Below are 13,423 nucleotides of genomic sequence, written 5' to 3'. Positions count from 1 at the left end.
GACCGAAGCGCCCCACCACGTAAACTCCTGAGTCCGGACACTCGCACTCGGGGGGACGCACCGTGCCAGAACCGCGCCGCTGGGCCTACCTGGGACCGCAGGGCACCTTCACCGAGGCCGCGCTGCGCGCTTTCCCCGCGGCCGCCGGCGCCGAGCACGTCCCCTACTCGACGGTCCCGGCGGCCCTCGACGCCCTGCGCGGCGGCGAGGTGGGCGGCGCGATCGTCGCGCTGGAGAACTCGGTCGAGGGCTCCGTCCCGACGACGCTGGACGAGCTGGCCACCGGCGAACCCCTCCAGATCGTCGGCGAGGTGCACCTGCCGGTGTCGTTCGCGCTGCTCGTCCGGCCCGGCACGTCCCTGGCGGACGTGAAGACCGTCGCGTCGCACCCGCACGCCCAGCCGCAGTGCCGCCGCTGGCTCGCCGCCAACGTCCCGGACGCCGAGTGGCGCGCCGCGACGTCCAACGCCGAGGCCGCCCAGCACGTCGCCGACGGCCACTACGACGCCGCCCTCGCGGGCTCGTTCGCCGCCGCCCGCTACGGCCTCGACGTCCTGGCCGAGGACATCCACGACGTCGCCGACGCCGTCACCCGCTTCGTCGCGCTGCGCCGCCCCTGCTCCCCGCCGCCCCCGACCGGCATGGACCGGACGAGCGTCGTCGCCTTCCTCGGCGAGGACCACCCCGGCGCGCTCCTGGAGATCCTCACCGAGTTCTCGGTGCGCGGCATCAACCTGTCGCTCATCCAGTCCCGTCCCACCGGCGAGGGCCTCGGCTCCTACCTCTTCTGGATGGACTTCGAGGGCCACGTCTTCGAGTCCCGCGTCGGCGAGGCCCTCATGGGCCTGCGCCGCATCTGCGCCGACGTCCGCTTCCTCGGCTCCTACACCCGCGCCGACGGTGTCCGCCCCGACATCCGCCGCGGCACCCACGACCACGACTTCACCGAAGCCGCCGCCTGGCTCGCGACCATCCGCTGCGGCGCCACCGAACGGTGAACCGCCGCACGATCGGCGCGGACGGCCCCTCCGCCGCCTGGACGAGCCGGAGAACTTCGCGGCGAAGGTAAACCGGCGTTAACCCTGGAGCGTCCTCTTCGTGCTCGCCCTGCACGATCATGAAGTGGAACCCCTTTGCGCAGACTCCTCACCGCGGCCGTGGCCTCGTCCTCGCTGCTCGCGGCCATGGCCTTCACCCCGGAGGCCTCGGCGGCCTCGGCCGCCGAACCCCGCCCGCGGGCCGTCCCGGCCACGGCGGCCGAGTCGGACACCGGCGTCCAGGCGGCCTACTTCGGCGCGGTCGACGCCTCGAACACCGCGACCGCGACGATCAGAGCCGTGGCCTTCACGGGCGTGGCGCGCGTCGACTTCCGGCTGCGCCTCAAGGGGTCCGCCGAGCCGTACCTGACGGTCCCGAACGTCCCGCTCAAGTCCGGTGACGGGAACGCGGGCTACTACACGCCCAGGGAGCGCCTGCAACTGCGCCCCGGACGCTCCTACCTGGACGTCGATCTCACGGACACCTCCGGCGCGCACACCCTCGTGCCCGCCGCCGCGTTCGCCGACACCTCGACCGGCGTGTACGCCGTCGCGGTGACCGGCGCCACCGCCGCGTCCCGCCCGTTCCAGGTGAAGGGCCAGGTCTTCCATCGGGGCGCGGTCGGCCGGGTGACCGGCCGGCTCTACGACGCCCGGACCGCCAGGCCGGTGGGCGCGGAGTTCGAGCTGCGGCCCGGCGCGTCCACCGAGGCGGACCAGTGGACGGTCACCGACGTCGTCAGCGACCCGATCGAGCAGCCCGACGGGGCCTACTCCGTGGTCCTCACCGCCCGCGACGAGCAGGGCGACACCGTCCGGAACCAAGGCGGCGTGGACGTGAGCCGGCCGGTGCAGCAGTTCGCCGGCCTGACCGTCGCGCCGGAGACCGTCGACGCCGACCACCGGACGGTGACGATCACCGGCCGGCTGCTCGGTGGCGACGGAGCTCCCCAGGCCGGTGTCCGCGTCCGCGCCGAAGGTCCGGTCGCCGAGACGGTCACCGATGGCGGCGGTGCTTTCTCGCTCACCGTGAACCTGAGCCGCTCGAAGTTCACGCTCGTCGCCGCGGCGCATGGCGAGTACGCCCAGGCGGTGCGCGAGGTCGCGGTGCAGACGCGGGCCATTCCGACCACGACCGTCCTGTCCGCGCCGTCCGGACGGGTGCGGGTCGGGTCGCTCGCGACGTTCACCGGCCAGGTGACCCGCGCCGGTGCGGACGGCAAGCTCGTCCCCTTGGCGAATCAGCAGGTATCCCTCAGGTTCACCACGGACACCGCTCCGAACCGATGGGTGGCGTCGGCGACCACGGACGCGAACGGCCGCTACTCCGCCCAGGTCAACGTCCCGGAATCGGGCACCTGGACGGTGACGTCCCACGACCCTGGCGGCTTCTTCGCCGACTCCCGTTCCGCTCCCGCCCCGGTGGCGGCCGCCTATCCGACCGAGATCGTCGGCGCGACGGCCCCGAGGACGGCGGCCTTCCGCACGGACGGCTTCACGTTCAAGGGCAAGCTGCTGCGCAAGGGGCCGTCCGGCGCGGGCACCCCCGTCCGGAGCGGTCTCGTGCGGCTCCTGTTCTCGCCGGACGGACGGCACTGGGCTTCCAAGAACACCGGTTCCACCAGGCCGGACGGCTCGTTCGAGATTCCCGGCCTGGTCACGGCCGACGGCTACTGGCGCGCCGACTACGCGGGCCAGACCGCCGGGACCGGTGACCTGCCGTCCAGCAGCGCCAAGATCTACGTGGACTCCAGGTACCCCACCTTCATCGCCCCGTTCGACGCCGGACCGGAGCCGGTGAAGAAGGGGCGCACGCTCACGGTGAAGGGCCGCATCACCAAGTACACCGGGCGGACCCTGCCGGGGGCGGGCGCGGTGCTGAAGATCTACTTCAAGCCCAGGGGGTCGGCGAAGTGGAAGGCGATGGCGAGTGTGAAGGCCGACCGCAACGGCTGGTTCACGAAGGCCTTCAAGGCGTCCGCCGACGGCACCTGGGCCGCGGCGTATGCGGGGAGTGGCGCCTACATGGGCGACTGGAGCGAGGGCGACTACGTGGACGTGCGCTGAAGGAAGATCGCATTCGGGGGTAAACCGGGACCGATCTCGGCGCGTCATCTCCTTGCTCCACTCTCGTGATCACGGAGAACGTCCCTTGCGCAGATCTCTGGCGGCCCTGGTGTCGCTGCTCACCCTCGCGGCCCTGCTGCCCTTCGCCCCCTCCGCCTCCGCGGCGTCCGGACCGGTCGTCGCGGAGGCGGTGTTCCGGATCCGGGAGGACGGCAAGGCCGAACCGTACGTCCGGCTGCTGTCCGCTCAGGCCGGCACCACCGTGGACTTCCGGCTCCGGCTCAAGGGCGCGGCCGAGCCCTACGCCACCTTTCCGAAGATCAGGGCGACCGCCGGGGTCATGGGCGGCGGGCTGTCCTGGGCGTCCGGGACCTGGACGGCGCTCCAGCAGGGCCGGACGTACCTGGACCTCGACATCGCCTCGCCGTCCGGCGAGCACCTCGTCGTCCCGCAGGCCGCCTTCGCCGACTCGCCGTCCGGGCGGTTCGCCGTGAACGTCAGCGTGCCGGGGACCGGCGGGGGCGGATCGACGCGGGTCACCGCGCCGTTCAGGGCGAACATCTCCGTCGTGCACAGCCAGGACGTCAGCAAGGTCGTCGCCCGCCTCTACCGGTCGGGGACGAACGACCAGGTGGGCGAGGACGTCGTCCCGGCGGAGGTCGGCACGACGGTCTCCGGCGGCTACTCGCTCACCTCCTACACGACCGGTGCGGTCTTCTCCCCGCCGGTCGGCGAGTACGAGGTCGCCGTCACCGCCACCGACGCCGCGGGCGACAGCGTCACCAACCGGACGGCCGTCCTCGACGCGCGCCTGCCGCAGCGCCTGGTGGACCTCAAGGCCACGCCGTCCACGCTCGACTACGAGCACCAGGAGGCCACGATCACCGGACGCGTCGTCGACTCCGGCGGCGCGCCGCTCGCCGGCGTCACGGTCTCGGCCGGGACCCTGAACGTGAAGACCACGACCGCGGGTGACGGCACCTTCACGCTCAAGGCGGCGCCCGGCTCCACGGCGCTCTGGCTCACCGCGGAGGCGCACGGCGACTACACCTACTCCCTTGAGCGCGTCGAGTTCGGCGTCCGGAACGCGCCGACGCGCGTCTCGCTCGCGCTCGCCCCCGGCAACCCGAAGGTCGGGGACAAGATCACCCTGTCCGGCGTGCTGGAGCGGCAGACCGGCGCCGGGACCTGGGCCGCGCTGCCCGGCCGGCAGGTCATGCTGTCCTTCACCGACGCCGAGACCGGCGAGGCGCGGCCGCTCGCCACCCCGGTCACCGGCGCGGACGGCCGCTACTCGCTGCCCGTCACCGTGCCCGGTCCGGGCACGTGGAAGGCCGTCTACGGCGGCACCACCTACCTCGTCGGCGCGGAGGCGTCCGCGCAGCGCGGATCCGGGTACAGGACGCAGGTCACCAACATCACCGCCCGTCCGAATCCCGTCGCCGTCGGCGAGCGGGTCACGGTGAAGGGCCTGGTCACCCGCGCGAACTCGCCCGTCGACCGGATGTTCGCCGGCAACGCGCACGTGACGCTGTTCGCCAGTCCCGACGGCAAGCGGACGGTCAAGCTGGCCGAGGGACGGGCCGATGCGTCCGGCCACTTCACCCTGTCCGCCGCGGCCAAGGCCGACGGCCGCTGGTGGGTCGCCTACGACGGCCGCAGGCCCGGCACCGGCAAGCCGAGCTACGACCTGCCGTCCACGAGCGAGCGGTTCTTCGTCGACACGCGTTACAAGACGGCGATCCCGTCGCTCAACGCCTCTCCCGAGCCGGTCCGCAAGGGGCGGACGCTCACGGTGAAGGGCCGCGTCACCAAGCTGGTCGGCACCTGGCGGCCCGGCGCGGGCGCGGTGGTGATGATCTACTTCAGGCCGGCCGGCGAGTCCGCCTGGCGGCCCATGGGCACGGCGAAGGCCGACCGGAACGGATGGTTCGGCAGGGGCTTCGAGGCGTTCGCGGACGGCACCTGGGCCGCGGCGTACCCGGGCAGCCCCGCCTACCTCGGGGCCTGGAGCGGCGGGGACTACGTGGACGTGCGCTGATCGTCGTCCCGGCGGTCGGGGAAGCCGGTGGCGTTCTGACGCGCCGCGTCCCCGGCCGCCCGGCGCACGCCGCGGCTGGTGCGGCGCAGGATCGCGGCCGGACGGTCCGGCAGGTGGCGGGCGGCCAGGTCGCGGCTGCGCCAGCGCTGCCGGGCCCGCTCGCGGTGCTCCGGATGCAGGTAGTTGATCAGACGGTCGATGTGCATGACCATCTCGCCGTACAGGGTGCGCTGGCGGATGCCCTTGGCGCGGTCGGTCAGCAGCTCGGCCAGGGCGTGCCGGTCCTCGCTGGCGGACTCGACGAGGTCGTCCAGGCGGCGTTCGAGGTCGCGCGGGTCGGCGTCCCGGTCCAGGTCGGCGACGGCCAGCTCGCAGTAGGCGCGGATGCCGTCGGCCAGCTCGTCCATGACCTCCGCCAGCCGGTCCCGGACGGCCGGCTCGGTCAGGATGTGGTCGTCCTCGCCCTCGGCGCGGACGCTGTCCACGAACGCGCGGGTCAGCGTCCGCAGGGACAGGTCGAAGTGCTCCATCATCTCCAGGCCGTCCCGGAGCGCCACGCCGGCGTCGATGAGGCTGAGCGCGCGCGGGTTGAGCCGGACGCTCTCCTCGGCCTGGCCGATGGCCTCGTCCGTCCGGGTGATCTCCTTGAGCATCCGCCCGGTCTCGGCCAGCCAGTGCTCGGCGTCGTCCACTCCGGGCTCGCCGCGCATGTCCGAGGCGATGCCGTCGACCACGTCGGCGAGCCGCCGGCCCACGTCCGTCAGCGCCTCGCGGCCCGCGCCGATCCTGACGGGCGGCCAGGCGAGCCCCGCGATGAGCCCGACCGCCGTGCCGAGCAGCGTCTCCACGACGCGGTCCCAGGCGGCGAACTCGTTGCTCGCACCCACCCCGAAGATCAGCATCGCGCTGATCGGGACCTCCAGGGCCTGGTCGCCGAGCCGCAACCCGAACCCGAGCGCGAGCCCCGCGAAGATCGCGAGCCCGAGGCTCCACCAGGAGAAGCCGAGCCAGTCCGCGAGTGCCACGGCCGTCAGGACGCCGAACGCGACGGCCAGGACGCGCTGCCACGCCGTCCACAGCGTCCGCAGCGCCGAGACCTGGACGACGAGCAGCGCGGTGAGCGGCGCGAGCAGCGGCAACTGCGCGTTCGGAGGCAGGACCCACCGCGCCAGGACGTAGGCGATCACCGCGATCAGCGTCAGCCGCGCGGCCTCGAGCGACTCCGCGCGGATCCGGCAGCGGACCTCGTTCCTCACCTTTCCACTGAAAAGGACGAACAGTTCGCCTTTAGCCGCCTCCAAGCAAAGTCTTGGTCCCGCCGCCTGATGCACGCGGACACGCGACGTCGGTGGTGGGTTGATCTAGCGTGGGTGCGTGGACTTCGACACTTATGAGCGGGACCTCTGGGACGGGCGGGCCGACGCCTATCAGCGCGGGTTCGCGAAGATGAGCGGGTGGGCGGCCGGGCCCCTCCTGGACGCGGCGGGCGTCGGGCCCGGCAGCCGTGTGCTGGACGTCGGCACCGGGCCGGGCGTCGTGTCCGCCGAGGCGGTGCGGCGCGGCGCGTCCGTCACCGCGGTGGACGCCGAGCCGAGCATGGCCGCGATCGCCCGCGCGAACGTCCCCGGCCTGGACGTCCGCCTGGCGGTCCTGCCCGACCTCCCCCTGCCGGACGCCGAGTTCGACGCGGTCGTCGGCAACTTCGTGATCAACCACATCGGCGCGCCGGACGCGGCCGTCCGGGAGTTCGCCCGCGTCCTGCGTCCGGGCGGGAAACTGGCGCTGACCTGCTGGGAGATGCCGCCGTCCGGGGCCCTGGCGCTCGTCACCGAGGCCTTGGAGGAGGCCGGCGTCGCCTTTCCGGACGACATCCCGGCCGCCCCGTTCATGGACCTCGGCAAGCGCGGCCCGTTCGCGGCCCTGCTCCGCGACGCCGGTCTCACCGACGCCCGCGACGCCGAGCTCCGCTGGACCCACCACGTCGATCCCGACGAGTGGTGGACGACCGGCGCCCTGGCCCGCGTCGGCACCAACGGCGTCATCGTCTCCCGCCAGGACGAGCCCACCGTCGCGAAGATCAAGGCCGCCTACGACCGCCTGGCCGCCCGGTACGCCACGTCCGACGGCCGCGTGGCCCTCCCCGCCAACGCTCTCATCGCCACCGGAACCCGCTGAAACTTCCGCATCTCAGGTAAACCGGAATTAACCATCGCGCGTCATCTCCTAAGCTCTGCAAGATCTTTGGAGTTGACCTCTTGCGCAAACCCCTCGCGGCACTGCTGTCGCTGCTCATCGCCGTATCCCTCCTCCCCGCCACCCCGGCCTCGGCCGATGACGCCGGCGACGGCCCCGCCCTGACCGGCGTGACCGTCAGGCGCGGCACCGACAGTCCGCGCGCCGCGCTGACCGTCATGGCCTCCTCCAACGTCGGCGTCGCGAAGGTCACCGCGCGGCTGCGGACGAAGGGCGAGAGCGCGCCCTACGCGTCGTTCGACGACCTGACCCAAGACACGGGCACCGAGAACTCCGGCTCGTGGCGGAGCACGCCCGTGGAGCTGCGTCCGGGACGCACCCTCGTGGACGTCGAGCTCACCGACAGCGCCGGCGGTCGCGCCGTCCTCCCCGCGGCGGCGTTCGTGGACCTTCCCTACAAGCGGTTCGACGTCTGGGCGTCCGGGCCCCGCGGCGCCGGTTACAGCGTCGATGTCGCGGGCGCCTTCGGCGTGCGGGGGAAGGTGCAGCACACGGACGCCGTCAGCCGTGTCACCGCGCAGCTCTACAAGTGGCGCACCAACGAGAAGGTCGGCGGCGAGGTCGGCCTCACCCTGCACGACACCGCCACGATCGGCGACTACGACTCCACCGAGTACCGGACCGCGGACGACGCGTTCGCCCCGCCGCTCGGCGAGTACGACGCCGTCGTCACCGCGTGGGACGCCCAGGGCGACACGGTCTCGTCCCGGACCCAGCGCATCCATGTCGGGCTCGCCAACAGCCTGACCGACCTCAAGGTGACCCCCGACCGGTACGACGCGGACCACCTCCAGCAGCCGGCCGTGATCACCGGCCGGCTCGTGGACGCGGACGGCCGGCCCCTCGCCGGGCGGACGATCAGCGCGGACGGCACGGACGCGAAGGTCACGACCGCGCAGGACGGCACGTTCTCCATCGACACGATCGCGGACGCCGCCGCGCACGGCGGCCGGATCGGCGTGACCGCCGCCGCGTCCGGCGACTACCTGAAGGCGTCCGGCACGGTCACGCTGACGCGGCAGGTCATCGCGACGCGGATCTCCGCCGCCGCGAGCACCACGGACGCCCGCATCGGCGACAAGGTCACGGTCTCCGGCACGCTGGAGCGGCAGACCGCCACCGGCTGGAGCCCGCTCGCGGGCGAGAAGGTCAGCCTCATCTTCCACGGCATGGAGAACGCCTGCGAGGAGCCGTGGGCCTACCCCGTCACGGACGCGCAGGGCCGTTACAGCCTCTCCACGACGGTCGGATGCCACGGCGACTGGCAGATCGACTTCAACAATCCTGTCACCGATGCCGCGTTCGCACCGTCCGAGAACCGCGTCAGGGTGAAGGCCAACTACGCGACCGCCGTCACCGACGTCAAGGCCACGCCGTCGCCGGCCGCGTTCGGCTCGAAGTTCGCCATCACCGGACGGGTCGTCCGGCTGCACGCCTCGGCCGCCCACCCGCAGGTCAACGGCGGTGAAGTGCAGCTCTGGTCCTCGCGCGACGGCAAGAACTGGAACGCCGTGTCCAAGGGGAAGACGGCCGGCGACGGACGCTTCACCTTCAACGTCACCGCGTCCGCCGACGCGTACTGGCGGGTCGCGTACGACGGGACCTCGCTCGACAGGCCCGCCTACAACCTCGACCTGGCCTCCACCGGCAAGCCGGTCTACGTGGACGTCCGCTACCGGACGGCGATCACCTCCCTCAACGCCTCGCCCGAGCCCGTGCGGAAGGGCCGGACGATCACCGTCAAGGGGAGGATCACCAAGTACACCGGCACCTGGCAGCCGGGGTCCGGCGCGGCCGTGGTGATCTCCTTCCTGCCCCGCGGCGCGAAGACCTGGAAGGCCGTGGCCACCGTGAAGGCGGGCCGCGACGGCTGGTTCAGCAAGGGCTTCAAGGCGTCCGCCGACGGGACCTGGTCGGCCTCCTACGCCGGCAGCGCCGCCTACCTCGGCAGCAAGAGCGCCGGCGACTACGTCGACGTCCGCTGACCGTCCCCCTCACCCCCGGCCGCCGCGCTCGCTGGGCGCGGCGGCCGGGGATCGCGGGGAGGCTTCGCGAAACGGGGATATCGGCGCGCGCCGGGAGGCGCCGGGCCGGTAGCCTCGGGTCTGTGATTGACCTGCGAGCTCTTCGAGAGGATCCCGAGCGGCTGCGCGCGTCCCAGCGCGCCCGCGGCGAGGATGACACCGTCGTCGACACCGTGCTGGACCTGGACGAGCGGCGGCGTTCCGCGCAGTCCTCGTTCGAGCGGCTGCGGGCGGAGCAGAAGAGTTTCGGCAAGTCGGTCTCCAAGGCGCAGGGCGACGAGCGGCAGGCGCTGCTGGCCCGCGCCAAGGAGCTGGCCCAGCAGGTCAAGGAGGCCGAGGCGGAGGCCGACCGGCTGACCGGCGAGCTGAACGCCGCGCTGCGGACCATCCCGAACCTGGTCGAGGACGGCGCTCCGGCGGGCGGCGAGGAGGACTACGTCGTCCTGGAGCACGTCGGCGAGGCGCCGGCGTTCGACTTCGAGCCCAAGGACCACCTGGAGCTCGGCGAGTCGCTCGGCGCGATCGACATGGAGCGCGGCGCGAAGGTCTCCGGCGCGCGCTTCTACTACCTGACCGGCGTCGGCGCGCGGCTCCAGTACGCGCTGCTCAACCTCGCCATGGAGCAGGCCGTCGAGAACGGCTTCACGCCCATGTACCCGCCCGTCCTGGTGAAGCCGGAGGCGATGGAGGGCACCGGCTTCCTCGGCGAGCACGCCGCCGAGGTGTACCGGCTCCCCGAGGAGGAGCTGTACCTGGTCGGGACGTCCGAGGTGCCGCTGGCCGCCTACCACATGAACGAGATCATCGACGCGCTGCCGCGCCGCTACGTGGCCTGGTCGTCCTGCTTCCGCAAGGAGGCGGGCTCCTACGGCAAGGACACCCGCGGCATCATCCGGGTGCACCAGTTCGACAAGGTCGAGATGTTCTCCTACTGCGACCCGGCGGACGCGCACGAGGAGCACCTGCGCCTGCTCGACTGGGAGAAGCAGATGCTCGCCAAGGTCGAGATCCCGTACCGGGTGATCGACGTGGCCGCGGGCGACCTCGGCACGAGCGCGGCCCGCAAGTACGACTGCGAGGCGTGGGTCCCGACGCAGGGCCGGTACCGCGAGGTCACCTCGACGTCGAACTGCACCGAGTTCCAGGCCCGCCGCCTGTCCGTCCGGTCCCGTGACGACGAGGGGAAGAGCCGTCCGGTCGCGACGCTGAACGGCACCCTCGCCACCACCCGCTGGATGGTCGCGATCCTGGAGAACCACCAGCAGGCGGACGGCTCCGTCCGCGTCCCGAAGGCACTCCAGAAGTTCCTGGGCCTGGAGGTCCTCGAACCCGTCAAGCGCTGACGCGCCGAAAGGCCCGTCCCCCTTGGGTTCAAGGGGACGGGCCTTTCGCGCGTTCCGGTCTCAGTGCAGGAGGCGGGTCCGTAGCCGCGCCCGGGTGGCGGCGTCGATGCCCAGGCCCTTGGCCAGGAAGTTGGAGAAGGTCCCGTAGTCGCGGGTGATCTGGTCGAAGGCGGCGTCCAGGTAGGCGGGCTCGACGCCGAGGAACGGCTGGACGAGGGCCGGGTCGATGCCCAGCCGCTTGAGCTGGGCGAGGGTGGCGGCGTTCTGGGCGGCGAGCTCGCGGTTGGAGCGCAGGTAGTCGGCGTAGACCTGGCGCTTGCTCACGCCGAGGGCGGTGAGCAGGATCGCGGTCATCGTGCCGGTGCGGTCCTTGCCCGCGGTGCAGTGGTAGAGGACGGGGCCGTCCCCCGCGGCGATCCGCTTCAGCGTGGCCGCGAACTGGACGCGGGACGCCGGGTCGTGGACGAAGCCGCGGTAGGAGAGCGTCATGAAGCCCTCGGCCTTGTTGTGCGCGAGGATCGCCTTGATCACGTCCGGGCCGAGTTCCAGCAGGGACGTCGAAAACGGGCTGATGTGCGCGGCGACCGGGGTGACTCCGGCGGGCAGCTTGTCCGGGCCGTCCGCCTTGACCTCGCCGTCGGAGCGGAAGTCGACGGCCGCCGAGAGGCGCAGGCCGGCGAGCGTCCGGACACCGGCCGGGGTGACCTTGCTCAGCGACGCCGAGCGGTAGACCAGGCCGTAGCGGACGTGGCGTCCGCCCGCGCCGGTGTATCCGCCCACGTCACGGACGTTGGCGGCGCCGTCCACCGCGATGACGCGGACGGACTGGGAGGCGACGCGCGCGGCGGCGACGGACGATGGGGTGACGTGCGGGGCGGTGAAGGCGGGCGCGGCGAACGCGGGGACGGGGGCGAGGGCCACGACGCCCGCGAGGGCGGCCGTGACCGGCCGGTGGAGTCGGGGGGACATCCGTAACGACCTTCCAGGCGGTGCGATGAACATGAAGAACTTTTCAGATCAATTCGCACACCTGGTGTCCGCCGGGTGATCACACCGTAGTCGCGGGAGGAGACGGAGAAAAGGGCCCAGGTCCGGATGGTCCGGGCGGTTTGGGGGTCGCCTAAGCTCGGGGGAACCCGCGGGTTCCGGATCACGCCGCGGACCGGGCACGGTGGAAGGTGACATGGCCGCGCGCACGCCCCGACTGATCGCGACCGACCTGGACGGCACGATCGTGCGGTCCGACGGGACGGTCTCGGACCGGACGGTCGAGGCCCTCGGACGGGTGGAACGTGCCGGGGCCACCCTCGTCATGGTGACCGGACGGCCGCCGCGCTGGATGCACGAGATCGCCGAGGCGGTCGGGCACCGCGGCGTCGCGATCTGCGCGAACGGGGCCGTCCGCTACGACCTGCACACCGAGTCGGTGCTGGCGGCGAAGCTGATCGAGCCCGAGGTCATCGCCAAGGTCGTCGAGCGGCTCCGGGCGGTCGAGCCGGAGTTCCGGTTCGCCGTCGAGTACCCCGACGGGTTCGGGTTCGAGGCCCGCTACAACCTCGGCCGCTGGGACGCCGACGCGCTCGGCGGACGCCCCGTGGACGGCGAGGGCCTGATCTCCCGCCCCGGCACCAAGCTGCTCGCCTTCCACCCCGAGCGCGAGCCGGACGGCCTCGCCCGGCGGGCCATGGAGGCGGTCGGCGACCTGGTCACCGTCACGCACTCGTCCGGGCGCGGGCTGCTGGAGATGAGCGCGCACGGCGTCACCAAGGCGACCGCGCTGGCCGAGTTCGTCGCCGACCTCGGGCTGGCCGCCGACCACGTCGTCGCCTTCGGCGACATGCCGAACGACCTGCCCATGCTCACCTGGGCAGGCCGTTCGTTCGGAGTCGCGAACGCGCACCCCGACGTCCTCGCCGCGGTCACCGACACCACCGACAGCAACGACGAGGACGGCGTCGCGAGCGTCCTGGAACGCCTCTTCCCCGAAGGCTGACCCGGACGCCGTCCGGGCGCCTGGCGAGGTCGTCGTTACACGCAAGGACGCGATCGGCGACGCCTGGCGGGGCCGTCGCTACGGGCAGGGACGCGATCGGCGACGCCTGGCGGGGACGTCGCTACAGGTAGGGGCCCGACTGGCGGCGCGTGTCCTGGTCGTCGCCGCCGCCCTGCGGCTGGATCATCCCCGCCGGCAGCGCGCGCCGCATCTGCTCCAGCTGGGCGCGGGCGGCCATCTGCTGGGCGAACAGCGTGGTCTGGATGCCGTGGAACAGGCCCTCCAGCCAGCCGACGAGCTGGGCCTGCGCGATCCGCAACTCGCCCTCGCTGGGGATCTTGTCCTCGGTGAACGGCAGCGACAGCCGCTCCAGCTCGGCGACCAGCTCCGGCGCGAGGCCGTCCTCCAGCTCCTTGATGGACGACTGGTGGATCTCGCGCAGCCGGGCCCGGCTCGCCTCGTCCAGCGGGGCGGCCTTGACCTCGTCCAGGAGCTGCCGGATCATCCCGCCGATCCGCATCACCTTGGCGGGCTGCTCCACCATCTCCGCGACCGACTTCTCGTCCTTGTCGTCGGACGGACCGCCCTCGATCGCGATCCCGTTCGGCCCCACCACCAGGACCTGCGGCTCCTGCTCCGACGGGCCGTGCGAAGGTTCGCTCATC

The 13,423-nt window shown here is 72.6% G+C and carries 10 protein-coding genes; 7 read left to right on the top strand and 3 right to left on the bottom strand.

Annotated elements, in window-relative coordinates:
• Positions 1-62: 62 nt before the first annotated feature.
• The 3 genes from pheA (at position 63) to ACFPCY_RS14560 (ending at position 5,145) form a co-directional block, all read left to right on the top strand.
• The gene (pheA, locus tag ACFPCY_RS14570; protein ID WP_378255318.1) at positions 63-998 is read left to right on the top strand and encodes a prephenate dehydratase; all 936 of its coding nucleotides are present in this window, start codon (positions 63-65) and stop codon (positions 996-998) included.
• A 135-nt stretch (positions 999-1,133) separates the two neighbouring features.
• Positions 1,134-3,104 carry a hypothetical protein gene (locus ACFPCY_RS14565; protein ID WP_378255316.1) on the top strand — a complete coding sequence of 657 codons (1,971 nt, stop codon included), beginning with the start codon at positions 1,134-1,136 and terminating at the stop codon, positions 3,102-3,104.
• Between the two features lie 85 nt (positions 3,105-3,189).
• Positions 3,190-5,145: a carboxypeptidase regulatory-like domain-containing protein gene (locus ACFPCY_RS14560; protein ID WP_378255314.1), complete on the top strand. Its 1,956-nt coding sequence runs from the start codon at positions 3,190-3,192 to the stop codon at positions 5,143-5,145.
• On the opposite strand, the gene ACFPCY_RS14555 is transcribed toward ACFPCY_RS14560, so the two are convergent.
• Positions 5,127-6,401 carry an FUSC family protein gene (locus ACFPCY_RS14555; protein ID WP_378255312.1) on the bottom strand — a complete coding sequence of 425 codons (1,275 nt, stop codon included), beginning with the start codon at positions 6,399-6,401 and terminating at the stop codon, positions 5,127-5,129. The two genes, ACFPCY_RS14560 and ACFPCY_RS14555, sit on opposite strands and share 19 nt — an antisense overlap.
• 118 nt (positions 6,402-6,519) lie before the next feature.
• Between ACFPCY_RS14555 and ACFPCY_RS14550 the strand changes: the two genes are divergently transcribed.
• The 3 genes from ACFPCY_RS14550 (at position 6,520) to serS (ending at position 10,765) form a co-directional block, all read left to right on the top strand.
• Positions 6,520-7,320 carry a class I SAM-dependent methyltransferase gene (locus tag ACFPCY_RS14550; RefSeq protein WP_378255310.1) on the top strand — a complete coding sequence of 267 codons (801 nt, stop codon included), beginning with the start codon at positions 6,520-6,522 and terminating at the stop codon, positions 7,318-7,320.
• An 80-nt stretch (positions 7,321-7,400) separates the two neighbouring features.
• Positions 7,401-9,383, top strand: coding sequence for a carboxypeptidase-like regulatory domain-containing protein (locus tag ACFPCY_RS14545; RefSeq protein WP_378255308.1), 1,983 nt, complete (start codon positions 7,401-7,403; stop codon positions 9,381-9,383).
• Positions 9,384-9,505: 122 nt separating this feature from the next.
• Complete coding sequence (gene serS, locus ACFPCY_RS14540) at positions 9,506-10,765, top strand: serine--tRNA ligase (RefSeq protein ID WP_378255306.1); 1,260 nt, start codon at positions 9,506-9,508, stop codon at positions 10,763-10,765.
• Positions 10,766-10,825: 60 nt separating this feature from the next.
• On the opposite strand, the gene ACFPCY_RS14535 is transcribed toward serS, so the two are convergent.
• The gene (locus ACFPCY_RS14535; protein WP_378255304.1) at positions 10,826-11,734 is read right to left on the bottom strand and encodes a tyrosine-protein phosphatase; all 909 of its coding nucleotides are present in this window, start codon (positions 11,732-11,734) and stop codon (positions 10,826-10,828) included.
• Between the two features lie 214 nt (positions 11,735-11,948).
• On the opposite strand from ACFPCY_RS14535, the gene ACFPCY_RS14530 reads away from it, so the two are divergent.
• The gene (locus ACFPCY_RS14530; RefSeq protein ID WP_378255303.1) at positions 11,949-12,758 is read left to right on the top strand and encodes an HAD family hydrolase; all 810 of its coding nucleotides are present in this window, start codon (positions 11,949-11,951) and stop codon (positions 12,756-12,758) included.
• A 121-nt stretch (positions 12,759-12,879) separates the two neighbouring features.
• On the opposite strand, the gene ACFPCY_RS14525 is transcribed toward ACFPCY_RS14530, so the two are convergent.
• Complete coding sequence (locus ACFPCY_RS14525; protein WP_378255301.1) at positions 12,880-13,422, bottom strand: bacterial proteasome activator family protein; 543 nt, start codon at positions 13,420-13,422, stop codon at positions 12,880-12,882.
• Position 13,423: the final 1 nt, after the last annotated feature.

The sequence above is a fragment of the Actinomadura gamaensis genome (assembly GCF_042652125.1).
GTDB lineage: Bacteria > Actinomycetota > Actinomycetes > Streptosporangiales > Streptosporangiaceae > Spirillospora > Spirillospora gamaensis.
Note: the sequence above shows the minus strand (reverse complement) of the source record. Positions and strands in the feature narration are given on the sequence as shown.

What these genes read in the sequence shown, in the direction of transcription:
- ACFPCY_RS14535 (WP_378255304.1), bottom strand. Translation starts at nt 11,734, where the DNA reads ATGTCCCCCCGACTCCACCGGCCGGTCACGGCCGCCCTCGCGGGCGTC.
- ACFPCY_RS14530 (WP_378255303.1), top strand. Translation starts at nt 11,949, where the DNA reads ATGGCCGCGCGCACGCCCCGACTGATCGCGACCGACCTGGACGGCACG.
- ACFPCY_RS14525 (WP_378255301.1), bottom strand. Translation starts at nt 13,422, where the DNA reads ATGAGCGAACCTTCGCACGGCCCGTCGGAGCAGGAGCCGCAGGTCCTG.